This is a genomic window from Pseudomonas sp. MT3 (assembly GCF_054720805.1).
In genome coordinates this window covers 38,706-63,142 of record NZ_JBTVPY010000015.1, presented here as the reverse complement: position 1 = coordinate 63,142, position 24,437 = coordinate 38,706, and the positions used below count along the sequence as shown (strand labels likewise).

The following is a 24,437-nucleotide window of genomic DNA, read 5'->3' as shown; positions in this document are numbered from 1 at the left end:
GGCAGCCTCCCTGCTCAATCATCGTGGTGTTTGGCGTAAACCGAACGCAGCTTCTGGCTGCCATTGCCAGAGCAATTGCCGGCACAGCTGTTGACCTCATACAGGAAGGTCCCGCCCTTGCCGCCAGCCGTGCAATCCGTACTGACGCAGTCGCCCCCGCCTCCGATCAACGCCACGTACCATCTGACCGGACGTCCCTCGGAAGAGCCCGAGCCGCTGGAAAGGGCCGTGTACGTGGCGACCTCATCACCCTGCCCGAAACGTGGAGCGATATAGCCACCACTGCGTACGGCATCGCGGTAGGGCATGCACAGTTGCGGGCTGCAACTCATGGCCAGCGCAGCGAGCGCCGCGGCGGAATAGAAGCCCACCCGTGCCTCGGCCATGCGAAGGCCGGCCTCGGCGTCATTGAACAACCGCTGCTGCTCGACGGAGCGGCCGGCGATACGCGACTCGATCACGGCGTTCCTGGCGCCGGACAAGGCAAGCATCGTCATGATCAGCAGGAGGATCAGTGCGACGAACAGCGAGGCTCCACGCTGGGGAGTCCGATAGAGCGCGCGCCTCATGGCATGAGGTTCCTCAGCATGACGGTCCCCTGGCCGACCAGGTACAACTGGCCGGAATCGCCAGGTACTCCGGTGGCCTCCACCCCGGTCAGCAACTTCCAGTCGGCGACAGCCGTTGTCTTGCTGACAGCATCCCGAAGGCCCTTGCCGCTACTGCGCAGCAAAACCCTGTAACCCACCCCGACCACGGATTGCCCATCCTCGAGGGCGCTACTGATATAGCTCGACACTTGCCTGGGTTGCGCGGCACTGGCGACCGCCACCTGGAAAACCAGATCGACCAGCCCGTCCACCAGCGCCTCATCCCCCTGGGCGCTGGCGCAGCGCAAGTCACCGGCGCTGCCCAGGTAGAGCTTTTCGACGAAGACGAAGCGGGTGCTGGTATAGGGTTCGGCAAGCTCCGCAAGATTGGGCGCCCGATTGCCCAGACAGTCGCGATCCCACTTGTCCCGTGGCTGATAGCGAATGCAGATCGCCGACCTGTCCACGTATTGCACGGCCCGCCCCGGGGAAAAACTGCAGCCTTTGACGATACCGCCGGACGTCTCGCTGAATGCCGCGTCCATATCCTGTATCGCCGGGCTTCGTCTGTAACCGGCCTTGCCGAGTTCCTGTTGCAGGAACATCGAGACGAAGCGCCGGTTCTCCTGGTTCTGCAACTGCCCCTGCTGAAAGAGATAGCTGTGCCGATTGTCCAGATAGACCTGGGTGATCCCCAGAACCAGAAAGCTGCTCAACACGAGCGCGATCATCAACTCAACCAGGGACAATCCACCCTGATGGTGCGGGCCATCCATGCCTCGACTCCTAGATTTGGGTACGCAATCGGTAACGGCAGACCGTCTCCGCCGCTTCAGCGGCATGCGGGTCCAGGCACTCGCCCGGCCTGACCTTCCAGGCCACCTGGATCTCCAGAACACTCCCCTCTGCGGCGCAGTGGTTTTCCCCACTCGACCGGCAGATATGAAACTCGTCGACCAGCAACTCCCTGGCACCCGGCAGCAACGCGCTCGCCCGCCTGGACCAGCACGCCAGTTGCCGATCGGCAGCGCCGGGCGTATCCGCACAGTTGGCGGGCGCACTCGGGAAACCCGCACCGGGCGCCTTGAGGTAACCCGCCGGAACCGGCTTGCTGCCGCTGCGCAGGCGGATCATCTCCACCAGGTCGTTCGCCAGCGCCGCCGCCGTGTTGCGCTGCGCCGAGTCCTGGACGTACTGCAGCGTCCGGCCCTGCAAGGCCACCATCCCCAACAGCCCGACGCAGGTCAGCAGCACCGCCACCAGCACCTCGATCAGGCTGAAGCCGAAGGAGTGCTTCCCGGCTCCCGCTCGCGCGACATGCGAACCAGCGCTGGAAGCTGCGCGATGCCAGGGAAGGAACATGGCTGTGCCTCACACGGGAGAGGTGAATCGGCGAAATTGCCAATCACCGGGTGTGCATAGCCTGCGACCGCGAAGCTGCCCGGGTCAGTCAGACAGGGATGGTGTTCGAGGGTGATTTGTCCGCCCGGTGTGAAAAGCAAATCTCAGCGAACGGAAGGATCGGTATGGGAATACCGCGTCCGTATTAGCCATGTCGTTGAGCAAGACGGAGGGGAAAGAACCGGACATAAAAAACCGCCCCATGAGGGCGGCGCAAGGGATTGGGTCGAACGCTTACTGCGTCTGCTGCACGATCACCGTTTGTGCCGGCATCGGCGCCGGGAAATCGGTGCCCAGGGCGTCCTTGATGGTGCGATTGGTGTCGAAGTAGACCTGCCAGTAATTGTCGTTATGGCAGTACGGGCGCACCGCCAGCACCGGGCCGACCAGGTTGAACTCGAGGATTTCCACATCCACCGGCGGGTCGCTCAGCACGTTGGGGATGGCCGCGATGCGCTGCTTGAGCACCGCGGTTGCCGCCTGGTAGTCCGCCGCGCCGGACAACTGGGCCTTGAGGTCCACGCGGCGGAAATCGTTCTGGCTGTAGTTCTGGATGGTGTCACCGAAGATCTTGTTGTTGCCCACCAGGCTCAGCACGTTGTCCGGGGTATTGATGGCGGTGACGAACAGGCCGATCTCCTTGACCGTGCCGGTGACGCCGCCAGCGGTGATGAAGTCGCCCACCTTGAACGGCCGCAGCACGATGATGAAGCCGCCTGCCGCGAGGTTCGCCAGCAACCCGGACCAGGCCATGCCGATGGCGACGCCCGCGGCGGCGATGAGCGCGGCGATGCTGGTGGTCTGCACGCCGAAATAGCCGAGGATGCCGATCACCAGAAGGATGTTCAGGGTGACCGTGATGAAGGAACCGACGTAGCGCAGTACCGTGGGGTCAACGCTCTGCCTGGAGAGCGCCTTCTCCACCATCCTCACGGCCAGGCCGATCAGCCAGCGACCGATAACCCAGAAGGCGATGGCCGCGAGAATCTTCATGCCGAAGGCGAAGGCGTACTGCGAAACCGTTGCCCATAGCGCGTTGATCTTCTCCGTACCCACATTGATGATGTTCGTATCTTCCATTGAAGCGCACCTGCGAGAGAAAGGGACTTGATGAAAACTAGCACGGCCCCAGCCATTTGCTCGTCGCAGCGCGCAGCCCAGAGCCCTGGCGGGCTCCGGGCCATTCCTGGTCAGCAGCCGCCGGGCAGTCCGCTGATCCAGCGGTTGAGCAGTTCCAGCCCCTCGCGGTGCACCAGGGTGCGCCCCAGCTCGGGCATCATGTCGCCCGGCCTGTCGCTGCCGACGCGGTAGCTGAGTACTGACTTGTCCGGGCGGCCGGGATGGATGTCCTCCAGCCGCCCGCCGGTGCCGCCACCCGCCGCCACCGGCGGTTTGCACAGGCCGTAGGCGATGGACACCGGCGTGTGCGGGTCAAGATAGAGGCCGGAGGTGCGGGCGGCCCCCTTCGGGTTGTGGCAGTGCGAGCAGTTGGCGTCGAGGTAGCTGCGCGCCTGTTTCTCCAGGTCCTCTCCGGCTCGCGGATGGCCCCACAGCGCATTCTGCGGCACCTGCGCCAGCGCCGGCAGGCCCTTGAGGAAGCCGCGCGCCTGCCAGTGCTGCAGCTGGTTTTCGTTGCCTTCGGCGTAGGCGAAGTCCTTGTTCAGATGCCGCGCCTTGGGCCCCAGCGGGGCGATGCCGCCGCCCTTCTGTTCGGCGTGGCATTCGGAGCACTGGTTGGCGTCGGGGACCATGTAGGTGAAGGCGGTCTTCCTGCCGTCCTCGGCGCTCAGCTCCAGCACCGGGCTGTCGCCGGCCAATTCCAGGTGCGCCTCGCGCTGGTCCTTGTCCCAGACATAGGGCAGCGCCGCCCAGCCATCCTTCTGGCGCACCAGCACGCGGGTTTCCACCAGATGAACCCTGGCCATGTCCAACCCGGCCTTGGGATCGCGGTCGTCCTGGCTGTTCTGCAACAGGTTGCCCTGGGCGTCCCTGGGGTAATAGAAGGTCTTGGTCAGCACGCTGCCGACGGGGTAGTCGAAGCGCTCCTCGGCGTATTGCGCCGACTGTCCTTCGGGCATCCATACGGTGCGCAGCTTGTGCGCGTAGTCGGTGAACAGCGAGGTGTTCAGGTCATAGGGCAGCACCTCGGCCGCCGGCGTCAAGTGGCCGTCCGCCAGGTGCAGCATGCCCCAACCGCTGAGCTTTTCCGGGTAGTCGTCGCCCTCGGGCTGATAACGCGGCTTGCTCTCCTGCCCGCACCCGGCCAATCCCACGGCCAGGGCGAGCGACAACAGGAACGAAGCGTGTCTGATCATGCCTTGCCGCCCTTCTCGCCCAGGCCAGCCTGCTCGATCTTCGGCAACGGCTTGAGCTTGCACTGATGCACGCTCATGTCGGTGCTGATGTTCTTGTAGCCGTTGGGGCCGTCGACGTTGACGATACCGGCGTCGCCATTGTCGATGCAGATCGACAGCGCCTCGGGCAGCTTGCCGTCGACCAGTTTCTTCTGGTTGAAGTAGCCGTCCCAGAGGATGTCCGGCAGGCGGCCGGTGAGACCGAACTTGGCGACCTTCAGCGCCTTCAGCTCCAGGTGGTCGGGGCTGTCGCCGCCGGGGCCGAAGGTGTTGCCGTGGATGTAGATGCCTTCGGGATAGGGGTCGAAGTTCGGCTGGGTCGCCTTGTCCGAGTAGTTGGTGCTGAAGTAGCTGCTGATGATGACGTTGGCGGTCTTGTGGTTGCCGATCTTGTTGTTGAAGATCTCCACGTCGTCGTTGGAGTTCACCACCACGCCCGAGCCCGCCGGCACGCTGGCCACCGGGGTGCCCTTGTGGCCGAAGTTGTCGTGGTTGTTGCCCTCCACGTCGTTGTCGAAGACCCGGGTGCCACGCCCTGGCTGCTGCAGGTTGGGCATGTTGAAGACGAGGATGCCGCCGGTGTTGTCGGTGGCGACGTTGTTGTAGACGTCGGCGCCGATGGTGTTCTCGATCTCGATACCGGCGACGTTGCGCTCGGCGCGGTTGTTGCGCACCACCACGTTGCGCGACTGGCCGACGTAGATGCCCGAGTCCGAGGCGCCGATGGCGACGTTGCCTTCGAGCAGGGTGTTCTCGGTCTGCACCGGGTAGATACCGTAGCCGCCATTCTCGGTGGACGGGCCGTTGGTCCACTCGGTGCGGATGTTGCGGATGACGATGTTCTTGCCGCCGATGACCTTCAGGCCGTCGCCCTTGGTGTCCTCGATGGCGAGGTTTTCCAGGGTGAAGTCGGAGGCGTCGACGAACAACCCTTCGGCGCCGGCCTTCTGGTTCTTGAAGCTCAGGATGGTCTTGTCCATGCCGGCGCCACGAATGGTCACGCCGTCCACTTTCAGGCTCAGGCTGCGATCGAGGTGGTAGGTGCCCGCGGGAATGTCGATGACATCGCCAGCCTTGGCCTTGATCAGGCGGGCCTGCAGATCCTTCTGGAAGTCGCTGCTGACAGCGGCGGTTTTCTCCCCTTCGCCGCAAGCGGCCAGGGCAACGGAGACGGCAATCAGGGACAAGCAAGCGAGACGCATGGCAGGGCACTCCGGTCTTGTTCTTATAATTATGGAACTATAGTACCAAGTAACTCCTATGGATAGCCCCCATGTGCATGAAAGCCGCGCCACCCGGGCTCTTCAGCCATGCGGCCGGCCAGCCATCCCCCGAAATAGACAGGCCCCGCATATGCGGGGCCTGGGGTATTGCGGCGAGGGCGACGAAGGCTCAGCGCGGAATGTTCGGCTGGCGCTTGGTGCTGCGTTTCTTGCCCTTGGCGTAGCCGCTGGCCTTGTCTTCCGCGGCCTTGTTCCACGGCTTGGAGCCATCGCTGGCGCGCGGCGGCAGGCCGGTATGCTGGGTCAGCAGCGGCTTGCCGGTCTTCTTGCTGCCCACCGGGGTGGAGTTCTTGCGGCGCGCGCTCTGGTAGCCGCCATCAGCGGTCGGCTGGTGCGTCGGGATGAGCTGGTGCTTGCCGTTGCCGATCAGGTCGGCGCGACCCATTTCCTTCAGGGCTTCGCGCAGCATCGGCCAGTTGTTCGGATCGTGGTAGCGCAGGAAGGCCTTGTGCAGCCGGCGACGGCGTTCGCCCTTGACGATCTCCACGCCATCGCTCTTGTAGGTGACCTTGCGCAGCGGGTTCTTGCCCGAGTGGTACATGGCCGTGGCGGTGGCCATAGGCGAGGGGTAGAAGGCCTGCACCTGGTCGGCGCGGAAGCCGTTGCGCTTGAGCCACAGGGCGAGGTTCATCATGTCCTCGTCGCTGGTGCCCGGGTGCGCGGCGATGAAGTACGGGATCAGGTACTGTTCCTTGCCCGCTTCCTTGGAGAACTTCTCGAACATCCGCTTGAACACGTCATAGGTGCCGATGCCCGGCTTCATCATCTTCGACAGCGGGCCTTCCTCGGTGTGTTCCGGGGCGATCTTCAAGTAACCGCCGACGTGGTGCGTCACCAGCTCCTTGACGTATTCCGGGGACTGGACCGCCAGGTCGTAGCGCAGGCCCGAGGCGATGAGGATCTTCTTCACCCCCGGCAGGTCGCGGGCGCGGCGGTACAGCTGGATCAGCGAGGAATGGTCGGTATTGAGGTTGTCGCAGATGCCCGGCCAGACGCAGGACGGCTTGCGGCAGTGCTTCTCGATCTCCGGGTCCTTGCAGGCGATGCGGTACATGTTCGCGGTCGGCCCGCCGAGGTCGGAGATGACGCCAGTGAAGCCGGGGACCTTGTCACGGATTTCCTCGATCTCGCGGATGATCGAGTCTTCCGAGCGGCTCTGGATGATGCGGCCTTCGTGCTCGGTGATCGAGCAGAAGGTGCAGCCGCCGAAGCAGCCACGCATGATGTTCACCGAGAAGCGGATCATCTCGTACGCCGGGATCTTCGCGCCGCCGTAGGTCGGGTGCGGCACGCGGGCGTACTGCAGGCCGAAGACGTAGTCCATCTCCTCGGTGGTCAGCGGGATGGGCGGCGGGTTGAACCACACGTCGGTTTCGCCGTGGCGCTGGACCATCGCGCGGGCGTTGCCGGGGTTGGTTTCCAGGTGCAGCACGCGGTTGGCGTGGGCATAGAGCACCGGGTCGCTCTTGACCTTCTCGAAGGACGGCAGGCGGATCACCGTGCGCTCGCGCTCCAGGCGCGGGTGCGGCAGCAGCTCGACGACCTTGGCCTGGTTCGGGTCGTCCTGCTCGCCCTTCTCCTGCTCGATGGCGCAGGCGGCGGTGTCCTGGGTATTCACGTACGGGTTGATGATCTTGTCGATCTTGCCCGGACGGTCGATGCGGGTGGAGTCCAGCTCGAACCAGCCCTCGGGAGTGTCGCGACGGACGAAGGCGGTGCCGCGCACGTCGGTGATCGAGTCGATGGATTCGCCGGCGGACAGGCGCTGGGCCACTTCCACCACGGCGCGCTCGGCGTTGCCGAACAGCAGGATGTCGGCCTTGGCGTCCATCAGGATCGAGTGGCGGACCTTGTCCTGCCAGTAGTCGTAGTGCGCGATGCGGCGCAGCGAGGCCTCGATGCCGCCGAGAATGATCGGCACGCCCTTGTACGCCTCTCGGCAGCGCTGGCTGTAGACCATGCTGGCGCGGTCCGGGCGCTTGCCGGCTTCGCCGCCGGGTGTGTAGGCGTCGTCGGAGCGGATCTTCCGGTCGGCGGTGTAGCGGTTGATCATCGAGTCCATGTTGCCGGCGGCGATGCCGAAGAACAGGTTCGGCTTGCCCAGCTTCATGAAGTCGTCTTTCGACTGCCAGGCAGGCTGGGAAATGATGCCGACGCGGAAGCCCTGGGCCTCCAGCAGGCGGCCGATGATGGCCATGCCGAACGACGGATGGTCAACGTAGGCATCCCCGGTGACGATGATGATGTCGCAGGAATCCCAGCCCAGCTGATCCATCTCTTCCCGGCTCATGGGCAGGAACGGCGCCGGGCCGAAACACTCGGCCCAGAACTTGGGATAGTCGAACAGCGGTTTGGCGGCTTGCATCACGGGCACCGGGGTATCTCGAAGTAGGTATCGCGAAAAAACGCGGGCGCGGAATATAGCACAAAAAGTGTACAAATCCGACCGATGAACTCAGATTTAACCGGTGCGCGACGGATTGCCAGTGCCATCATCTAGCTATACTTCAGCCACTATCCGCAGTAGGTGCCGGGATACCCACAAGGCACAGGGAGTGCGTGTCGTGCGTCATCTTTTCGTGCTACTGCTCGCGCTGCTGAGCGGCCCGGTCGCCGCAGTCGAGCTGGATTCAGGCGCCAGCGGCACCTGGCTCAATGGTCGCCTGGAACTCCTCGAGGACCGTAGCGGCGGGATGCCGTTCGACGAAGTTCAGCGTAGTCGTGATTTCATTCCGGCCAACGGTCGCACCAGCGTCGGCCAGAGCCCCAGCGCCTGGTGGCTGCGCCTGGACCTCGAGCGCCGGCAGGTACCGCCCGGCGGCTGGTGGCTGGAGGTGGACGCGGTCAACCTCAAGGACCTGCGCCTGTACCTGCCCGATGAGCAGGGCCGCTATGACGAGCGGCTCTCAGGCGAATCGGTGCCCTTCTCCGCCGGCCGCGACCGTGGTTACCGGCGTCCGGTTTTCCATCTGCCCGACGGCACCGGGCCGTTGCGACTCTACCTGCGTACCTATGACCCCGCCGGCAACTCCTTCCCCCTGCGCATCTGGACGCTGGACGACCTGCAGGACCATCGCGCCGACACCAACCTCTTCCTCGGCGTGATCTACGGCCTGATCGCCGCCCTGCTGCTGTACAACCTGTTCATCCTGCTGACCCTGCGCGACCGCGCCTATCTCTGGTACGTGCTGACCACCGCCGCGGCGCTGCTGTTCAGCCTCGGCATGAGCGGCCACGGCTTCAAGTACCTCTGGCCGGAACACGCGGTACCCTGGTGGTTGGACCGCATCACCCTGCCCTCGCTGTGGGGGCTGTGCGTGCACCGTTTCACCATCACCCTGCTGCAGACCCGCAAGTACGTGCCGTGGGCACACCGCCTGCTGAACCTGAACTGCGCGCTGTACCTGCTCACCATTGCCCTCGGCGCCCTGCAACTGCGCGGCATTGCCAGTTGGATGCTGGTGGCGATCACCTTCATCGGCGTGCCGGCGGCGATGGGAGCGGCGCTGACGCGCTGGCGTCAGGGCTGCTTCCCCGCCTTCCTCTACCTGCTCGGCTTCGGCCTGGTACTGGGCAGCGTCAGCATCTCGGTGATGCGCGCCCTGGCGGTCGTGCAACCCACGCCGATCACCACCTACACCTTCCCGATCGCTGTCGCTATGGAATCGATACTCTTCTCCTTCGCCCTCACCTCGCGCATCCGCAGCCTCAAGCGGGAACGCGCGCAGGCCGTGGAGCAGGCCGACCGGGAAAAGAACGCACGCCTGACGCTGATGCAGAGCGCGCAGCACGACCTGGCCAAGGCGGTGGCCGAACGCACCGCCGAGCTGACCCAGAGCAACCAACTGCTGCGCGAGCGCGAAGCCCAGTTGCAGCACGCAGCACACTACGATCCGCTGACCGGCCTGCCCAACCGCCGCTTCCTGGTCGAACACGCCGAGCGTGCACTGGAACGCGCCCAGCAGAACGGCGAAACCCTGGCCCTGATGCTGATCGACCTCGACCACTTCAAACCGATCAACGACAGCCACGGACACGACGCCGGCGACTTCATGCTGCAGAACGTCGGCCACCGCCTGCGCCAATGCGTGCGCGCCAGCGACTGCGTAGCGCGACTGGGTGGCGACGAGTTCGCCGCGCTGATCGCCGGCCCGGACGCCGAAGGCCATGCCCGCGAGATCGCCAGACGCCTGCTCAACGAGCTGTCGCGCCCGGTGCAGTTCGACGCCCTCGAACTGCGCGTCACGCCCAGCATCGGCGTCGCCATCTACCCCAGCCATGCGATGCAGTTCAGCAAGCTCTACAAGGCCGCAGATCAGGCGCTGTACGACGTGAAGGGCAACGGCCGGGCCAGCTTCGCCATCGCCAACGAGGGCGGCAACGACGCCAGCGACCTCTGGCAAGACGGCAACAAGACCACGGAAGGCCGCGCCTGATCAACTGCGATAGCGGCGCGGCACGCGGGCAGTAACCTTGGTCAGCAGCTCGTAACCGATGGTCCCGGCGTGGCTTGCCACCTCGTCCACCGGGAGACTCGCACCCCACAGTTCCACCGGCTCGCCGACGACCGCATGGGGCAGATCAGTGAGATCGACGGCCAGCATGTCCATCGATACCCGGCCCGCCAACGGCACCCGCCGTCCGCCCACCAGCACCGGCGTGCCGCTCGGCGCATGGCGCGGATAACCATCGGCGTAGCCGCAACTGACCGTGCCGATGCGCGACGGACGCTGCGCCACCCAGGTCGCGCCATAGCCGACACACTCCCCGACCGGTACCTCGCGCACCGCGATCAACTGCGCCTCCAGGCTCATCGCCGGGCGCAGGCCCAGCTCGGCCGCGCCGATATCGGCGAAGGGCGTAGCGCCATAGAGCATGATGCCGGGGCGAGTCCAGTCCATGTGGGCGGCAGGAATGGTCAGCACGGCAGCGGAGTTGGCCAGTGAGCGCTGGTCGAAATCCAGGTCGAGCACGCTGAGGAAACAGGCTACCTGGTCTTCGGTCAGCTCATCGCCGCGCAGGTCGGCATTGGCGAAGTGGCTCATCAGGTTCAGTTCGGCCACCTGCGTGGCCTGGCGCAGGCGCGGATGCCAGTCGCGCAGCGCCTCGGGCGAGAAGCCCAGGCGGTGCATGCCCGAATCCAGCTTCATCCATGCCTTCAACGTGCTCGGCAGTTGCGTGGCGAGCAGCGCCTGGGCCTGCTCCGGCCCCTGCACGGCCACGTCCAGGCGCAGTTGCGCGGCGATCAGGTACTCGCCCGGCTCGAAGCAACCTTCCAGCAGCAGGATGCGTGCATCGGCGTGCAGCGCGCGTACTTCCGCCGCCTCCTCCAGGCAGGCCACGGCAAAGCCGTCGGCCTCATCGTGCAGGCTGCTGACCACCTCTCGCGCGCCATGCCCATAGGCATTCGCCTTGACCACCGCGAACGCCTGGCGGCCCGGCGCGCAGCGCTTGGCCACGGCATAGTTGTGGCGGATGGCGGAAAGATCGACGGTGGCGACGAGCGGACGCATGGCTGCGGGTCCTGAAACGAAACGGGCGCCCATATTAAGGCGCCCGTCGATCACGCGATATGTGGCCGCGTCACTCGTCTTCGAAGTTGTACATGCCGGGGGCGAGGTTCTCGAAGCGGCTGTAGCGGCCGAGGAAGGCCACGCGCACCGTGCCGATGGGACCGTTACGCTGCTTGCCGATGATGATTTCGGCGACACCCTTGAACTCGGTTTCCGGGTGATACACCTCGTCGCGATAGACGAACATGATCACGTCGGCGTCCTGCTCGATTGCTCCGGATTCACGCAGGTCGGAGTTCACCGGGCGCTTGTTGGGACGCTGTTCCAGCGAGCGGTTGAGCTGGGAGAGCGCCACCACCGGACAGTTGAACTCCTTCGCCAGCGCCTTGAGCGAGCGGGAGATCTCGGAAATCTCGTTGGTCCGGTTGTCGCCGGCGGAACCGGGAATCTGCATCAGCTGCAGGTAGTCGACCATGATCAGGCCGATCTCGCCGTGCTCACGGGCCAGGCGGCGGGTACGCGCACGCATTTCCGAGGGCGAGATGCCGGCGGTGTCGTCGATGAACAGCTTGCGGTCATTGAGCAGGTTCACCGCCGAGGTCAGGCGCGGCCAATCCTCGTCGTCCAGCTTGCCCGAACGCACCTTGGTCTGGTCGATGCGGCCGAGCGAGGCAAGCATACGCATGACGATGGAGTCGGAGGGCATTTCCAGGGAGTACACCAGGATCGCCTTGTCGCTGCGCATCAGGGCGTTCTCCACCAGGTTCATGGCGAAGGTGGTCTTGCCCATCGACGGACGGCCGGCAACGATGACCAGGTCCGCCTGCTGCAGGCCGCTGGTCTTTTCATCGAGATCGGTGAAGCCGGTGGAAATCCCGGTCAGCGCATCGGTGGTGTTGAACAGGTGGTCGATGCGGTCGATGGTCTTCACCAGGATATCGCTGATCCCCACCGGACCGCCGGTCTTCGGGCGCGCTTCGGCGATCTCGAAGATCTTGCGCTCGGCTTCGTCGAGCACTTCGTTGGCGCTGCGCCCTTCCGGATTGAAGGCGCTGTCGGCGATATCGCTGCTGATGCCGATCAGCTGCCGCAGCGTGGCGCGCTCGCGAATGATGTTCGCGTAGGCCTTGATGTTGGCTACCGAGGGCGTGTTCTTCGCCAGCTCGGCAAGGTAGGCAAGACCGCCCACCTGGGACAGTTGGCCCTCGCGTTCGAGCATCTCGGAGAGGGTCACCACGTCGATCGGCTGGTTGCTTTCGGCGAGCTTGTAAACCGCGCGGTAGATCAGCCGATGGTCATGACGGTAGAAGTCGCCATCGGACACCGCGTCCGACACCCGCTCCCACGCATTGTTGTCGAGCATCAGGCCACCCAGCACCGCCTGTTCGGCTTCGATCGAGTGCGGTGGCACCTTGAGGGAAGCGGTCTGCAGGTCGTATTGCTCGGGGACGGTGATGTCGTTCATGGGCTCTTCGTGTTGTGTGAAACGGCGGAAAAACAAAGGGCACGGACCGAGGATCGGTACCGTGCCCATTGTTATTGGACTGATTCACCCAGGCAAGCCGCGTGAATCGTCCTAGCGACGGATCGCTTACTCGGCGACTACAACCACGTGCAGGGTTGCATCAACATCCATGTGCAGTTGCACTTCGATGTTGTATTCGCCTACAGCGCGCAGGGCGCCGTCGGGCAGGCGAACTTCGCTCTTTTCCAGCGGGTAGCCGGCAGCCGAAACGGCGTCGGCGATGTCGCGGGTGCCGATCGAACCGAACAGCTTGCCTTCGTCGCCAGCGTGGGCGCCGATGGTCACGATCAGTTCGGCCAGTTGGGCAGCACGGGCTTCAGCAGCGGCTTTCTTCTCGGCAGCGGCTTTTTCCAGCTCTGCGCGGCGCTCTTCGAAAGCAGCGACGTTGGCAGCGGTGGCAGCGGTGGCTTTGCCCTGCGGCAGCAGGTAGTTACGAGCGTAACCGCCCTTTACGTTCAGCTTGTCGCCCAGGTTGCCCAGTTTGGCGATCTTTTCCAGCAGGATGACTTCCATTTGAGTCTTACCTCTTAACTTTTAACCTTCACCGTTCGCGGCACCCTGGCGCTTCGCCAGACGACCGCGAAAATCAAACAGACTGTCGACTACGGCGACAAGACAGATCACATTGCCCAGTACGAATACCAGCAGGTACAGCGGTGCCAGCCAGAAGCCCGGAAACTTCTTCAGCGCGACCAGCCCGTGGCCCAGTGCGATCCCGGCGAACAGCAGCGGAATCATGCACAGCGGCGCCAGCATGGTGGCCGCGGGACCTGCGAAGGGCAGCGCCACAACGCCGACCAGCAGCGCGATAGCCGTGCCCGGCGACAGGCGCAGTGCGCGGAACTCGCGGCCAAACCCTTCCGGGTTGAACAGCACTGCCTGCCAATAACGCGCCAGCATCAGGCACATCAGGCTGATCGTCTGCAGCGAGGCTGCCATCAGGCCGGTGATGGTCGGAACCATCTCCGCCTGCAGGGCGGCCATCTGTTCCGGCGAAAGCTTGGCTTCGGCCAGAACCTGCGGCAGTGCCTTGCCGAACGCATCGGCAAGAGCAGCGACCAACCCGGCCGACACCGTGCTGAGCAGCAGCACGAACACCGCACCGAGCACAACGCTCGCCAGCATCACCTGGTTCCAGGACACCCTGCTGCGCAGAACCTGCGCCAGCACGGCACTACCCACCAGAACCAGACTCACGCTGGGGTCACCCAGGTACCACCAGGCCAGTGCCGGAAGCAGCGCCCAGGCCAGGATGCCAAAGGCATCACGCGGACCACGACGCAACAGCACCAGACTGCCTGCTGCGGCACCGAGCCAGAACAACGGCTGCAGTACCGCGGCTGCGACGACCACCAGGGTCGCCTGCATGCGGCCTCGCATGACGAATTCAGCCAATGCGCGCATGCGATCTATCCATCAATTCCAGTCGACTGCCCGATCAACGGCCGTGGCTGTCGGTGTAGGGAAGCAGGGCCAGGTAGCGGGCGCGCTTGATAGCGGTGGCCAGCTGACGCTGGTATTTGGCCTTGGTGCCGGTGATGCGGCTCGGAACGATCTTGCCGGTTTCGGAAACATAGGCCTTCAGGGTGTTGAGATCCTTGTAATCGATCTCTTTCACGCCTTCAGCGGTGAAACGGCAGAACTTACGACGACGGAAGAAACGTGCCATGTGTGTGGCTCCTCAATACTGGTCCGGGATTACTCGTCAGCGCTGTCGCGGCTATCTTCGCCGTCAGCGGACTCGCCCTCGTTCGATTCGGGACGCTCACGGCGCTCGCGGCGCTCGTTGCGGCTCTCTTCGGCCTTCAGCATTTCGGACTGGCCGGTAACGGCTTCGTCGCGACGGATGACCATGTTACGGATCACGGCGTCGTTGTAACGGAAGTTGTCTTCCATTTCTGCCAGGGCCTTGGCAGTGCACTCGACGTTCATCAGAACGTAGTGGGCCTTGTGCACGTTGTTGATGGCGTAAGCCAGCTGACGACGGCCCCAGTCTTCCAGACGGTGGACTTTGCCGCCGTCTTCTTCGATGGCCTTGGTGTAACGCTCGACCATGCCACCGACTTGTTCGCTCTGGTCCGGGTGAACCAGGAACACGATTTCGTAATGACGCATAAATGCTCCTTACGGATTGCAGCCTGCCGACGAAGCGGTCAGGCAAGGAGTGAATGATTTTTACCTTGCCACTGGGAAGGACGTGCGAACGCCTGCCCGGACGACAAGGGCCGACATTCTAGAGAAGGGGGGAAGGTGGCGCAAGGCAATTGACGATTATTTGTACAACGGGCTTTTCGTAGGAGCGAGCTTGCTCGCGAACGGTGCCGGCTCCGTGCTTGCCCGGTTCGCGAGCAAGCTCGCTCCTACAAAAGCAACGTCAGGCGCCGGCCTTGGGCTGGCGCTGCCGGACAATCTCGAACAGGCAGACGCCGGTGGCCACCGAGACGTTCAGGCTGCTGACGCTGCCCTGCATCGGCAGCTTGGCCAGGTAATCGCAATGCTCGCGGGTCAGGCGGCGCATGCCCTTGCCCTCGGCGCCCATCACCAGCACAGTCGGCCCGGTGAGGTCGAGTTCGTAGAGCATCTGGGTCGCCTCGCCGGCGGTGCCGACGACCCACAGACCACGCTGCTGGAGTTTCTCCAGGGTGCGCGCGAGGTTGGTCACCGCCACCAGCGGGATGACTTCGGCGGCACCGCAGGCAACCTTGCGCACGGTGGCATTGAGGGTGGCGGACTTGTCCTTCGGCACGATGACCGCCAGCGCGCCCGCCGCATCGGCGGTGCGCAGGCAGGCACCGAGATTGTGCGGATCGGTCACGCCGTCCAGGGCCAGCAGCAGCGCCGGACCGGGCGTGCGCTCCAACAGTTCCTCGAGCATGTTCTCGCCCCACACCTGGCTCGGGCTGACCTCGGCGACCACGCCCTGGTGCACGCCCTCGGCCCACTCGTCCAACTCCTTGCGGTCGCGCGTGCCCACCGGCACGCGCACCTGGCCGGCCAGCTCGACCAGCGCCTGGACGCGCGGATCATGCCGGCCCTCGGCCAACCACAGCTGCTTGACCCGTTTCGGATGATGGCGCAGCAACGCCTCTACGGCATGGACCCCGTAGACCTTTTCCCACTGACTCATTTCTTCGCCTTACGCTTGCTGGCCGGCGCGCCGCCCGCCGCACCCGCCTTGGGCGCGGACGAGCCCTTGCGATGCTTGGTCGGCTTGGCGGACCGGGCTTTCTGTTTCGAAGGATTGCGCGACTTGCCCGCAGCGGGCGCGCCCTTGCCTTTGCCGTTGGCCGGTTTCTTGCTGCCGACCTTGGCTTCGTCGAGCAGCGCTTTCTTCACTTCGCGGCTCTTGCGCACATCGGTATTGCCAAGCATTTCCTCGGCCTTGGCCAGCATTTCCGGGGCCACCGAAGGCAGCGCCTGGACCACGCCGACCTTGCGCTTGCGCGGCTGGTGCGACGGCACCACGGCCACGTCGGGCGCGAAGAACGGATCGTCCGCTACCTGACGACGGGCCTTGGCCGGCTTCTCTTTGGCTGCAGCACCTTTGGGCGCCTTGCCCTTCGCAACCTTGCCCTTGGCCGGCTCAGCCTTCTCGCCACGCTTCTTGCGGCCGATGGGCGCGCTGAGCACGTTATCGGAGAGCTCGAAGTCGATCTTGCGCTCGTCCAGGTCGACGCGCGCCACCACCACTTCCACGGTGTCGCCAAGGCGGAAGCTACGGCCGGTACGCTCGCCGGAGAGGCGATGGTGGACGGCATCGAAATGGTAGTAGTCGCCCGGCAGTGCGGTAACGTGGACCAGGCCCTCGACATAGATGTCCGTCAATTCGACGAAGATGCCGAAGCCGGTCACCGCGGTGATCACGCCGGGGAAGGTCTCGCCCACGCGCTCGCGCATGAACTCGCACTTCAGCCAGTTGGTGACGTCGCGGGTCGCCTCGTCGGCTCGGCGCTCGGTCATCGAGCACTGCTCGCCCAGTTGCGCCAGGCGCGCCTCATCGTACGGATAGATGCGCGCCTTGGGCATGCTGGCGGCGCCGACGCGCTGTACGTGCTCCGACGCCGCCTTGGAGCGGATCAGGCCGCGGATGGCGCGATGGGTCAGCAGGTCCGGGTAGCGCCGGATCGGCGAGGTGAAGTGGGTGTAGGCCTCGTAGTTCAGGCCAAAGTGGCCGGCGTTCTCCGGGCTGTACACCGCCTGGCTCAGGGAGCGCAGCATCACGGTCTGGATCAGTTGCAGGTCCGGGCGACCCTGGATCGACTCCAACAGCTTCTGGTAATCCGCCGGGGTCGGCTCGCCCTTGCCGCGATACAGGGTCAGGCCCAGTTCGCCGAGGAACTGCCGCAGGTTGTTCAGCTTCTCCTGCGGCGGACCGTCGTGGACGCGGTACAGCGCCGGGATAGCGTGCTTCTCGAGGAACTTGGCGGTGGCGACGTTGGCCGCCAGCATGCATTCCTCGATCAGCTTGTGCGCGTCGTTGCGCTGGGTCGGGCGGATCTCCGAGATCTTGCGATCCGCACCGAAGACGATGCGGGTTTCCTGGGTCTCGAAGTCGATCGCCCCGCGCACGTGGCGCGCGCCGACCAGCACCTTGTACAGGTCATAAAGCGTGTTCAGGTGCGGCACCACCGCCGGCAACTGCTCCTTCAGGCGCTGGCCTTCGGGGCTGTCCGGGGTTTCCAGGTACTGGCTGACCTTGGTGTAGGTCAGGCGCGCATGGGAATGGATGACCGCCTCGTAGAACTGGTAGTCGGTCATCTTGCCAGCCTTGGAGAGATTCATCTCGCAGACCATGGCCAGGCGATCGACCAGCGGATTCAGGGAGCACAGGCCGTTGGAGAGGATCTCCGGCAGCATCGGGATCACGCGCTCGGGGAAGTACACCGAGTTGCCGCGCTTGGCCGCCTCCTCATCCAGGGCCGAGCCGACCTTCACATAATGAGAGACGTCGGCGATGGCGACGAACAGCTTCCAGCCGCCACCCTTGCGCTTCTCGGCGTAGACCGCGTCGTCGAAGTCGCGGGCGTCCTCACCATCGATGGTCACGAAAGGCAGGGCGCGCAGGTCGACGCGCTTCTCCTTGTCCTTTTCCGCCACTTCGGGCTTGAGCTTGGCCGCTTCCTTCTCCACGGCCTCGGGCCAGGTGTGGGGAATGTCGTAGCTGCGCAGCGCGACTTCGATCTCCATGCCCGGCGCCATGTAGTCGCCGAGCACTTCCAGCACCTCACCCTGGGCCTGGCGATGCACGCTCGGCCAGACGTCGATGCGCACCTGGACGAACTGGTTGTGCCTGGCCTTGCCGGCCTTGCCCGGCGGGATCAGCACTTCCTGCTGGATCTTCGGATTGTCGGCCACCACCGTGCCGATGCCGCTCTCGTCGAAGTAGCGGCCGACGATGGTCTCGTGGGCGCGCTCGACCACTTCCACCACCGCACCTTCGCGGCGACCACGGCGGTCGAAGCCGGAGACGCGCGCCAGGGCGCGGTCGCCGTCGAACACCAGGCGCATCTGCGTCGGACTGAGGAACAGGTCATCGCTGCCGTCATCGGGGATCAGGAAGCCGAAGCCGTCGCGGTGGCCGGCGATGCGGCCGAGGATCAGGTCGAGCTTGTCCACCGGCGCGTAGGCGCCACGGCGGGTATAGATGAGCTGGCCGTCGCGCTCCATCGCGCGCAAGCGCCGGCGCAGCGCCTCTTCCGACTCTTCGCCGGAGAGACCGAATTCATCGAGCAATTGGGCCCGCGTGGCAGGCGCGCCGCGTTCGGCGAGATGCGCCAGGATGAGTTCGCGGCTGGGGATGGGGTTTTCGTATTTTTCCGCCTCACGGGCGGCCTCGGGATCGAGGTTTTGCCAATCGGCCATTAAAGTGAGGTCACCTTATCTATATAGGGATGGTTCGCCATCTGCTTATTGAAGCGCGAAATCCGCTCGTCGGTCAGCTTTGGGCACGAATAAATTTTTTATCGCATCAGGGGTTTACAAGCGAAACCTGGCTCCGTATAGTTCGCGCCCACAGCGTCAGACAGACGTTGTAACACGGAAACGATGAGCGATCATCGCATCCAGTGCCCAGGTGGCGGAATTGGTAGACGCACTAGGTTCAGGTCCTAGCGGTGGCAACACCGTGGAAGTTCGAGTCTTCTCCTGGGCACCACTTATTCAAGGATAAAGTCAGTCGATGACAGACTTCATCCCGGCGGGTTCGGAACCCTGATAACCGAACGATAGACCGCCCGATGCAACCAAGGGTTGCATCACCGCAAGACGATGAGCGATCATCGCACCCCATGCTGAAAAGCATGCCCAGGTGGCGGAATTGGTAGACGCACTAGGTTCAGGTCCTAGCGGTGGCAACACCGTGGAAGTTCGAGTCTTCTCCTGGGCACCATCTTCAAACGAAAAAGCCGAGCACTGCTCGGCTTTTTCGTTTTCGGCTTTCTGCAATTCAGCCCCTCTCCGCACTCGCACTCGCACTCGCACTCGCACTCGCACTCGCACTCGCCACCCCAGCGTACGGACAGGCACGCGGCGAATCAGCCTCAACCCAACCAGCAGCATGCCCCTCCGATTCGCTCGCACCCCCAGAAACGACAACGGGCCGCATAAGCGGCCCGCTGCGATCCACAACGCGAATCAGCCGAACGGATGGCGCAGGACGATGGTCTCGGCGCGGTCCGGGCCGGTGGAGATGATGTCGATGGGCGCACCGACCAGCTCCTCGATGCGCTTGATGTAAGCGCGAGCATTGGCCGGCAGGCCTTCCAGCGACTGGACACCGACGGTGGATTCGCTCCAGCCCGGCAGGTCTTCGTAGATCGGCTGCAGGCCGATGTAGCTGTCGGCGTCGGTCGGCGCATCGGTCAGCAGTTCGCCGGCGGCATTCTTGTAACCGGTGCAGATGCGTACGGTTTCCAGGCCGTCGAGGACGTCCAGCTTGGTCAGGCACAGGCCGGACAGGCTGTTGATCTCGATGGCGCGACGCAGGATGACGGCGTCGAACCAGCCGCAACGACGGGCACGACCAGTGGTGGCGCCGAACTCGTGACCTACCTTGGCCAGGCGCGCGCCGATGTCATCGAACAGCTCGGTCGGGAACGGACCGGAGCCCACGCGGGTGGTGTAGGCCTTGGTGATGCCCAGGATGTAGTCCAGGTACAGCGGACCGAAGCCCGAACCCGTGGCGGTGCCGCCCGCGGTGGTGTTGGAGCTGGTGACGAACGGGTAGGTGCCGTGGTCGATGTCCAGCAGCGAGCCCTGGGCGCCTTCGAACATGATGTTGCCGCCGCTGCGACGCAGGTCGTGCAGGGTCGAGGTCACGTCGGCCATCAGCGGCTTCAGCTCTTCGGCGTAGGCCATGCACTCATCCAGGGTCTTCTGGAAGTCGACGGCCGGCTCCTTGTAGTAGTGCTGCAGGACGAAGTTGTGGTAGTCCAGAACCTCGCCCAGCTTGGCGGCGAAGCGCTCGCGGTGGAACAGGTCGCCCACGCGCAGGCCACGACGAGCCACCTTGTCTTCGTAGGCCGGGCCGATGCCGCGGCCGGTGGTGCCGATCTTCGCGTCGCCACGAGCCTTCTCGCGGGCCTGGTCCAGGGCCACGTGGAAGGACAGGATCAGCGGGCAGGACGGGCTGATGCGCAGGCGCTCGCGCACCGGTACGCCCTTCTCTTCCAGCTTGGCGATCTCGCGCATCAGCGCATCGGGCGCCAGCACCACGCCGTTGCCGATCAGGCACTGCACGCCTTCGCGCAGGATGCCCGACGGAATCAGGTGCAGAACGGTCTTCTCGCCGCCGACTACCAGGGTGTGACCGGCGTTGTGGCCGCCCTGGTAACGCACCACGGCAGCAGCCTGGTCGGTCAGCAGGTCGACGATCTTGCCTTTGCCCTCATCACCCCACTGGGTGCCCAGGACTACGACATTCTTACCCATAACACTTGTCCCCATCGTGGATGTTCGGTGCCGGCCGCGGCCGGCGGAAACTCGAAGTGGCACGCCTCAGAGCGCAGCCACCTGCCAATTGCCATCGCGAACCAGCAATTGCTGGTCGCAGCCCGCTTCGGTAGCCGAAGCCGCATCCTGCCCGGGCAGCGCCTGCACCACGCGCACACCCTGACGGCGCAACTGCTGCACCGCCCGCCACAAGCCAGCCCCGTCGGCCGGCGCCCAGACTCCGGTGCGCGGCTCGTCGAGCTGGGCGCGGCCGAGAGTGACCAGGGTCTTCAGGTCGGTAGAAAAACCGGTGGCCGGACGTGCGCGACCGAAGTCCGCGCCAATGTCGTCGTAACGGCCGCCCTGGGCAATGGACTCGCCAACCCCAGGCACGAACGCAGCGAACACCACGCCCGTGTGATAGTGATAGCCACGCAGTTCGCCGAGATCGAAGTACAACGGCAACTGCGGGAAGCGCGCGGCCAGCGAGTCGGCGATGGCCGTGATGTCGGCCAGCGCGACCTGTACCGCAGCCGGAGCGCCGGCGAGCACTTCGCGCGCCTGGCCCAGCACTTCGCGGCTGCCGCACAGCTCGGCGAGCGCACGGAGCATGCCGGCAAGCTCGGCGGGCAGGCCTTCGGTCAGCGCCGCGACCTCGTCCACCGCCTTGCGCTGCAGGGCGTCGAACAGCAGTTGCTCGACTTCGCCGGACAACCCGGCGGCCTGGGCCAGGCCACGGTAGATGCCGACATGCCCGAGGTCCATGTGCACGTCCGGCACCTGGGCCATTTCCAGCATGTCGAGCATCAGGCTGATGACTTCGACGTCGCCAGCCGAACCGGTATTGCCATAAAGCTCGGCACCCAGCTGGATCGGGCTGCGCGAAGTCGCCAGCGCACGCGGACGGGCGTGCAGCACGCTGCCGGCGTAGCACAGGCGGTTCGGGCCTTCGCGACGCAGGCTGTGGGCGTCCATGCGCGCCACTTGCGGCGTGATGTCCGCGCGGAAGCCCATCAGGCGGCCAGAGGCCGGATCGGTGACCTTGAAGGTGCGCAGGTCCAGATCCTGGCCGGCACCGGTCAGCAGGGATTCCAGATATTCGATATGCGGGGTGACGACGAACTCGTAACCCCAGCGCTGGAACAGGTCCAGCACCTGACGGCGGGCTGCTTCAACGCGCGCCGCCTCCGGTGGCAGCACTTCTTCGATCCCATCCGGCAGTAGCCAGCGGTCTACCGTTGCCATGTCGCCTCTCCCCTTTCAGCCGGGCGGCACTTCAATGAATGCAGTAAAGAAGGACGGTGCCGAGCAGCATGCTGCCCAGCCCGATGAGTCTCAGACTGCGGTCGCCAAGGCGCCCGAGCCCGCTCACGGCGTCGCGCCAACCACGCGGATACAGGAATGGAAGGATGCCTTCCAGCACCAGCAACAGACAGAACGCCTTGCCGAATTCCTGCCACATGGCTCTCGTACATCATTCTCGCGGACGCAAAAAAGCCGGGATTTCCCGGCTGACCCATGATAACACGATTTCTCCGACGGGCGCTGCCGCCCGCCGGAGACTTGCAAGGGTCCGTTGATGTTTCGGCGTGAATCGCGTTGCCGCGGCAAATCACGCCAGGCTAGACGCGGGGCGACGGTAATGGCCGCCCCTTGCCTAGTCCCGCAACGACGCATGGCGTGATTTGACGCGCAACCCGAAGGGACGAACCCCGTGTTGCGCGGCGCCCGGACCTCAATTCAGCATCGGGACAACTCGCAACACGGGGTTCGGCGCGGTCACGACGAAGCGTCGACGGACCCTTAAGGTTTAGCTTTTTCCAGATAGCGGAAGAACTCGTTGCTCGGATCGAGCACCAGCACGTCCTTCTTGTCGGCAAAGCTCTCGCGGTAAGCCTTGAGGCTGCGGGTGAAGGCGTAGAACTCCGGATCGGCGGTGTAGGCCTTGGCATAGATCGCCGCCGCCTTGGCATCGCCGTCACCGCGGGTCTCTTCCGACTCGCGATAGGCCTCGGCCAGCAGCACACGACGCTGACGGTCGGCATCCGCACGGATACCTTCGGCCAGTTCGCGACCCTTGGCGCGGTGCTCGCGGGCTTCCCGCTCACGCTCGGTGCTCATGCGCTCGAACACGCTGCGGTTCACTTCCTTGGGCAGGTCGATGGCCTTGACGCGAACGTCGATGACTTCGATCCCCAGCTCCTTCTGCGCCATGCGGTTCAGCGATGCGGTGATGTCACCCATCAGCGCATCGCGCTCACCGGACACCACTTCGTGCAGGGTGCGCTTGCCGAACTGGTCACGCAGACCGGCTTCCAGGCGCCGGGACAGACGTTCGTCGGCGATCTGCTTCATGCCGGAGGTCGCGGTGTAGAAGCGCTCGGCATCGGAGACGCGCCACTTGGCGTAGGCGTCGACCATCACCGCTTTCTTCTCCAGCGTCAGGAAGCGCTGGGTCGGCGAATCCAGGGTCAGCAGGCGGCCGTCGAACTTGCGTACCTGGTTGACGTACGGAATCTTGAAGTGCAGACCCGGCTTCACGTCCGCGTCGACCACGCGACCGAAGCGCAGCAGCACGGCGCGCTCGGTCTGCTGGACGACATAGACGGTGCTCCACAGCGCAACCGCGGCAACGACAGCAGCGATCAGGGCAATCAGAGACTTGTTACTCATCAGCGGCTCTCCCTGGTACGCATGTCACGCTGCTGCAGGTCGTTGGCCACCCGCGAACCGATGTCTTGCGCAGTGCTGGTCGTGCTCGGCGTGCTGCTCGGGGTTGCCGAACCGCGGCCGTCCATCATCTTGTCCAGCGGCAGGTAGATCAGGTTGTTCTGACCCTGCTGGCCGGTGACCAGAACCTTGCTGGTCTGGCTCAGGACATCCTGCATGGTATCCAGGTACAGACGCTGGCGAGTGACCTCCGGCGCCTTGTGGTATTCGGCGGCCAGCTTGGTGAAGCGGTCTGCCTCACCCTGGGCGCGGGACACCACTGCATCGCGGTAACCATTGGCCTCCTCGATGACGCGCTGCGCCTGACCACGGGCTTCCGGCACCACGCCATTGGCGTAGGCCTCGGCCTGGTTCTTCTCGCGCTGCTCGTCCTCGCGGGCACGGATCACGTCGTCGAACGCTTCCTGCACCTCACGCGGCGCGGCGGCGCTCTGGATGTTCACCTGAGTCACGGCGATGCCGGTCTTGTAGGTGTCCATGAAACGCTGAAGACGCTCGCGCACCTCGGTGGCCATCTGCTCGCGGCCCTCGGTGAGGATCTGATCCATAGTCGTCGAACCCGCCACGTGGCGCAGCGCGCTCTCGGTAGCCTGCTGCAGGCTCACCTCGGGCTGCTCGACGTTGAGCACGAAGTCCTGCAGGTTGCTGACCTTGTACTGCACGGTCAGCGGAACCTCGACGATGTTCTCGTCCTCGGTGAGCATCTGCCCCTGCTTGCTGTAAGCACGCTCGCGGGTGACGTTCTCCTGGAACTTCTTGTCGATCGGCGGGAAGTAGATGTTCAGGCCGGGCCCTACGGTCTCGTAGTACTTGCCGAAGCGCAGGATCACCGCCTGCTCCTGTTCATCCACCACGTAGACGGCGTTGTACAGCCACAGCACGGCGAGGATCGCCAGGCCGATGCCGAACAGCCCCAGGCTGCCGCCCCTGCCACCACCAGTACCGCTGCCACGCTTGGGCTTGCCGAAAATTCCGTTCAGGCTGTCTTGCAGCTTGCGGAAGGCTTCATCCAGATCAGGCGGACCCTGGCGACCGCCACCACGGCGTCCACCCCAAGGGTCCTGATCGTTCTTGTTCGAGTTGTCACCCGGCTCATTCCAAGCCATAGCGCT

Annotated in this window: 21 protein-coding genes and 2 tRNA genes; 3 read left to right on the top strand and 20 right to left on the bottom strand. The window is 64.6% G+C overall.

Annotation, left to right across the window (positions count from 1 at the left end):
• Nucleotides 1-14: 14 nt before the first annotated feature.
• The 7 genes from ACYCAX_RS16730 to ACYCAX_RS16700 all read right to left on the bottom strand — a co-directional run bounded on the left by ACYCAX_RS16730 (nucleotide 15) and on the right by ACYCAX_RS16700 (nucleotide 7,993).
• Nucleotides 15-569, bottom strand: coding sequence for a pilus assembly PilX family protein (locus ACYCAX_RS16730; RefSeq protein ID WP_460248417.1), 555 nt, complete (start codon nucleotides 567-569; stop codon nucleotides 15-17).
• Nucleotides 566-1,366 (bottom strand): PilW family protein, encoded by an 801-nt coding sequence (locus ACYCAX_RS16725; protein WP_294980902.1) that lies wholly within the window; start codon nucleotides 1,364-1,366, stop codon nucleotides 566-568. Before ACYCAX_RS16725 ends, ACYCAX_RS16730 begins: the two co-directional genes overlap by 4 nt.
• A gap of 10 nt (nucleotides 1,367-1,376) precedes the next feature.
• The gene (gene pilV, locus ACYCAX_RS16720; protein ID WP_460248416.1) at nucleotides 1,377-1,952 is read right to left on the bottom strand and encodes a type IV pilus modification protein PilV; all 576 of its coding nucleotides are present in this window, start codon (nucleotides 1,950-1,952) and stop codon (nucleotides 1,377-1,379) included.
• 273 nt (nucleotides 1,953-2,225) lie between these two features.
• Nucleotides 2,226-3,071, bottom strand: a complete 846-nt coding sequence (locus tag ACYCAX_RS16715; protein WP_015479127.1) for a mechanosensitive ion channel family protein — start codon at nucleotides 3,069-3,071, stop codon at nucleotides 2,226-2,228.
• A 110-nt stretch (nucleotides 3,072-3,181) separates the two neighbouring features.
• Nucleotides 3,182-4,306 carry an SO2930 family diheme c-type cytochrome gene (locus ACYCAX_RS16710; protein WP_015479128.1) on the bottom strand — a complete coding sequence of 375 codons (1,125 nt, stop codon included), beginning with the start codon at nucleotides 4,304-4,306 and terminating at the stop codon, nucleotides 3,182-3,184.
• Nucleotides 4,303-5,547, bottom strand: coding sequence for a parallel beta-helix domain-containing protein (locus ACYCAX_RS16705; protein WP_460248415.1), 1,245 nt, complete (start codon nucleotides 5,545-5,547; stop codon nucleotides 4,303-4,305). The genes ACYCAX_RS16710 and ACYCAX_RS16705 overlap by 4 nt, the downstream gene beginning before the upstream one ends.
• Before the next feature lie 190 nt (nucleotides 5,548-5,737).
• The gene (locus ACYCAX_RS16700; RefSeq protein WP_460248414.1) at nucleotides 5,738-7,993 is read right to left on the bottom strand and encodes a YgiQ family radical SAM protein; all 2,256 of its coding nucleotides are present in this window, start codon (nucleotides 7,991-7,993) and stop codon (nucleotides 5,738-5,740) included.
• Nucleotides 7,994-8,192: 199 nt separating this feature from the next.
• On the opposite strand from ACYCAX_RS16700, the gene ACYCAX_RS16695 reads away from it, so the two are divergent.
• Nucleotides 8,193-10,064, top strand: coding sequence for a diguanylate cyclase domain-containing protein (locus tag ACYCAX_RS16695; RefSeq protein WP_460248413.1), 1,872 nt, complete (start codon nucleotides 8,193-8,195; stop codon nucleotides 10,062-10,064).
• Here ACYCAX_RS16695 and alr read toward each other — a convergent pair whose 3' ends face one another.
• The 8 genes from alr to rnr all read right to left on the bottom strand — a co-directional run bounded on the left by alr (nucleotide 10,065) and on the right by rnr (nucleotide 18,528).
• Nucleotides 10,065-11,141, bottom strand: coding sequence for an alanine racemase (gene alr, locus ACYCAX_RS16690; protein WP_294980055.1), 1,077 nt, complete (start codon nucleotides 11,139-11,141; stop codon nucleotides 10,065-10,067).
• Nucleotides 11,142-11,211: 70 nt separating this feature from the next.
• Nucleotides 11,212-12,606 carry a replicative DNA helicase gene (dnaB, locus tag ACYCAX_RS16685; protein ID WP_015479133.1) on the bottom strand — a complete coding sequence of 465 codons (1,395 nt, stop codon included), beginning with the start codon at nucleotides 12,604-12,606 and terminating at the stop codon, nucleotides 11,212-11,214.
• A gap of 126 nt (nucleotides 12,607-12,732) precedes the next feature.
• Complete coding sequence (rplI, locus tag ACYCAX_RS16680) at nucleotides 12,733-13,179, bottom strand: 50S ribosomal protein L9 (protein WP_015479134.1); 447 nt, start codon at nucleotides 13,177-13,179, stop codon at nucleotides 12,733-12,735.
• A 21-nt stretch (nucleotides 13,180-13,200) separates the two neighbouring features.
• Nucleotides 13,201-14,070, bottom strand: a complete 870-nt coding sequence (locus ACYCAX_RS16675) for a hypothetical protein (protein WP_294980050.1) — start codon at nucleotides 14,068-14,070, stop codon at nucleotides 13,201-13,203.
• Between the two features lie 34 nt (nucleotides 14,071-14,104).
• Nucleotides 14,105-14,335 carry a 30S ribosomal protein S18 gene (gene rpsR / locus ACYCAX_RS16670; protein ID WP_003095634.1) on the bottom strand — a complete coding sequence of 77 codons (231 nt, stop codon included), beginning with the start codon at nucleotides 14,333-14,335 and terminating at the stop codon, nucleotides 14,105-14,107.
• 29 nt (nucleotides 14,336-14,364) lie between these two features.
• A complete protein-coding gene (gene rpsF / locus ACYCAX_RS16665; RefSeq protein ID WP_015479136.1) occupies nucleotides 14,365-14,781 on the bottom strand; it encodes a 30S ribosomal protein S6 in 417 nt (138 codons plus the stop codon).
• Nucleotides 14,782-15,040: 259 nt separating this feature from the next.
• Nucleotides 15,041-15,793: a 23S rRNA (guanosine(2251)-2'-O)-methyltransferase RlmB gene (gene rlmB, locus ACYCAX_RS16660; protein ID WP_294979730.1), complete on the bottom strand. Its 753-nt coding sequence runs from the start codon at nucleotides 15,791-15,793 to the stop codon at nucleotides 15,041-15,043.
• The gene (rnr, locus tag ACYCAX_RS16655; protein ID WP_460248412.1) at nucleotides 15,790-18,528 is read right to left on the bottom strand and encodes a ribonuclease R; all 2,739 of its coding nucleotides are present in this window, start codon (nucleotides 18,526-18,528) and stop codon (nucleotides 15,790-15,792) included. The genes rlmB and rnr overlap by 4 nt, the downstream gene beginning before the upstream one ends.
• 205 nt (nucleotides 18,529-18,733) lie before the next feature.
• Between rnr and ACYCAX_RS16650 the strand changes: the two genes are divergently transcribed.
• Together ACYCAX_RS16650 and ACYCAX_RS16645 are read left to right on the top strand one after the other, a co-directional pair.
• Nucleotides 18,734-18,820, top strand: a tRNA-Leu gene (locus tag ACYCAX_RS16650).
• 147 nt (nucleotides 18,821-18,967) lie between these two features.
• Nucleotides 18,968-19,054 (top strand) — tRNA-Leu (locus tag ACYCAX_RS16645).
• A 245-nt stretch (nucleotides 19,055-19,299) separates the two neighbouring features.
• Here ACYCAX_RS16645 and ACYCAX_RS16640 read toward each other — a convergent pair.
• From ACYCAX_RS16640 to hflK, 5 genes are all read right to left on the bottom strand, one after another.
• Entirely contained in the window at nucleotides 19,300-20,595 is a 1,296-nt protein-coding gene (locus ACYCAX_RS16640) for an adenylosuccinate synthase (protein ID WP_460248411.1), read from the bottom strand.
• 66 nt (nucleotides 20,596-20,661) lie between these two features.
• Nucleotides 20,662-21,840, bottom strand: coding sequence for an ATP phosphoribosyltransferase regulatory subunit (locus ACYCAX_RS16635; protein ID WP_460248410.1), 1,179 nt, complete (start codon nucleotides 21,838-21,840; stop codon nucleotides 20,662-20,664).
• Nucleotides 21,841-21,871: 31 nt separating this feature from the next.
• Nucleotides 21,872-22,057 carry a DUF2065 domain-containing protein gene (locus ACYCAX_RS16630; RefSeq protein ID WP_037012084.1) on the bottom strand — a complete coding sequence of 62 codons (186 nt, stop codon included), beginning with the start codon at nucleotides 22,055-22,057 and terminating at the stop codon, nucleotides 21,872-21,874.
• A 341-nt stretch (nucleotides 22,058-22,398) separates the two neighbouring features.
• On the bottom strand, nucleotides 22,399-23,268 hold the full coding sequence (gene hflC / locus ACYCAX_RS16625) for a protease modulator HflC (protein ID WP_015479142.1): 870 nt from the start codon (nucleotides 23,266-23,268) through the stop codon (nucleotides 22,399-22,401).
• Entirely contained in the window at nucleotides 23,268-24,431 is a 1,164-nt protein-coding gene (gene hflK / locus ACYCAX_RS16620) for an FtsH protease activity modulator HflK (protein ID WP_294976243.1), read from the bottom strand. Before hflK ends, hflC begins: the two co-directional genes overlap by 1 nt.
• Between the last annotated feature and the right edge of the window lie 6 nt (nucleotides 24,432-24,437).

Bases quoted from the DNA above. Each gene is read 5' to 3' on its own strand.
- ACYCAX_RS16730 (WP_460248417.1), bottom strand. From the start codon at position 569: ATGAGGCGCGCGCTCTATCGGACTCCCCAGCGTGGAGCCTCGCTGTTC.
- rpsR (WP_003095634.1), bottom strand. From the start codon at position 14,335: ATGGCACGTTTCTTCCGTCGTCGTAAGTTCTGCCGTTTCACCGCTGAA.
- ACYCAX_RS16700 (WP_460248414.1), bottom strand. From the start codon at position 7,993: ATGCAAGCCGCCAAACCGCTGTTCGACTATCCCAAGTTCTGGGCCGAG.
- ACYCAX_RS16630 (WP_037012084.1), bottom strand. From the start codon at position 22,057: ATGTGGCAGGAATTCGGCAAGGCGTTCTGTCTGTTGCTGGTGCTGGAA.
- ACYCAX_RS16710 (WP_015479128.1), bottom strand. From the start codon at position 4,306: ATGATCAGACACGCTTCGTTCCTGTTGTCGCTCGCCCTGGCCGTGGGA.
- ACYCAX_RS16725 (WP_294980902.1), bottom strand. From the start codon at position 1,366: ATGGATGGCCCGCACCATCAGGGTGGATTGTCCCTGGTTGAGTTGATG.
- rnr (WP_460248412.1), bottom strand. From the start codon at position 18,528: ATGGCCGATTGGCAAAACCTCGATCCCGAGGCCGCCCGTGAGGCGGAA.
- dnaB (WP_015479133.1), bottom strand. From the start codon at position 12,606: ATGAACGACATCACCGTCCCCGAGCAATACGACCTGCAGACCGCTTCC.
- ACYCAX_RS16640 (WP_460248411.1), bottom strand. From the start codon at position 20,595: ATGGGTAAGAATGTCGTAGTCCTGGGCACCCAGTGGGGTGATGAGGGC.
- alr (WP_294980055.1), bottom strand. From the start codon at position 11,141: ATGCGTCCGCTCGTCGCCACCGTCGATCTTTCCGCCATCCGCCACAAC.
- hflC (WP_015479142.1), bottom strand. From the start codon at position 23,268: ATGAGTAACAAGTCTCTGATTGCCCTGATCGCTGCTGTCGTTGCCGCG.
- ACYCAX_RS16715 (WP_015479127.1), bottom strand. From the start codon at position 3,071: ATGGAAGATACGAACATCATCAATGTGGGTACGGAGAAGATCAACGCG.
- ACYCAX_RS16705 (WP_460248415.1), bottom strand. From the start codon at position 5,547: ATGCGTCTCGCTTGCTTGTCCCTGATTGCCGTCTCCGTTGCCCTGGCC.
- rpsF (WP_015479136.1), bottom strand. From the start codon at position 14,781: ATGCGTCATTACGAAATCGTGTTCCTGGTTCACCCGGACCAGAGCGAA.
- ACYCAX_RS16635 (WP_460248410.1), bottom strand. From the start codon at position 21,840: ATGGCAACGGTAGACCGCTGGCTACTGCCGGATGGGATCGAAGAAGTG.
- hflK (WP_294976243.1), bottom strand. From the start codon at position 24,431: ATGGCTTGGAATGAGCCGGGTGACAACTCGAACAAGAACGATCAGGAC.
- rplI (WP_015479134.1), bottom strand. From the start codon at position 13,179: ATGGAAGTCATCCTGCTGGAAAAGATCGCCAAACTGGGCAACCTGGGC.
- pilV (WP_460248416.1), bottom strand. From the start codon at position 1,952: ATGTTCCTTCCCTGGCATCGCGCAGCTTCCAGCGCTGGTTCGCATGTC.
- rlmB (WP_294979730.1), bottom strand. From the start codon at position 15,793: ATGAGTCAGTGGGAAAAGGTCTACGGGGTCCATGCCGTAGAGGCGTTG.
- ACYCAX_RS16675 (WP_294980050.1), bottom strand. From the start codon at position 14,070: ATGCGCGCATTGGCTGAATTCGTCATGCGAGGCCGCATGCAGGCGACC.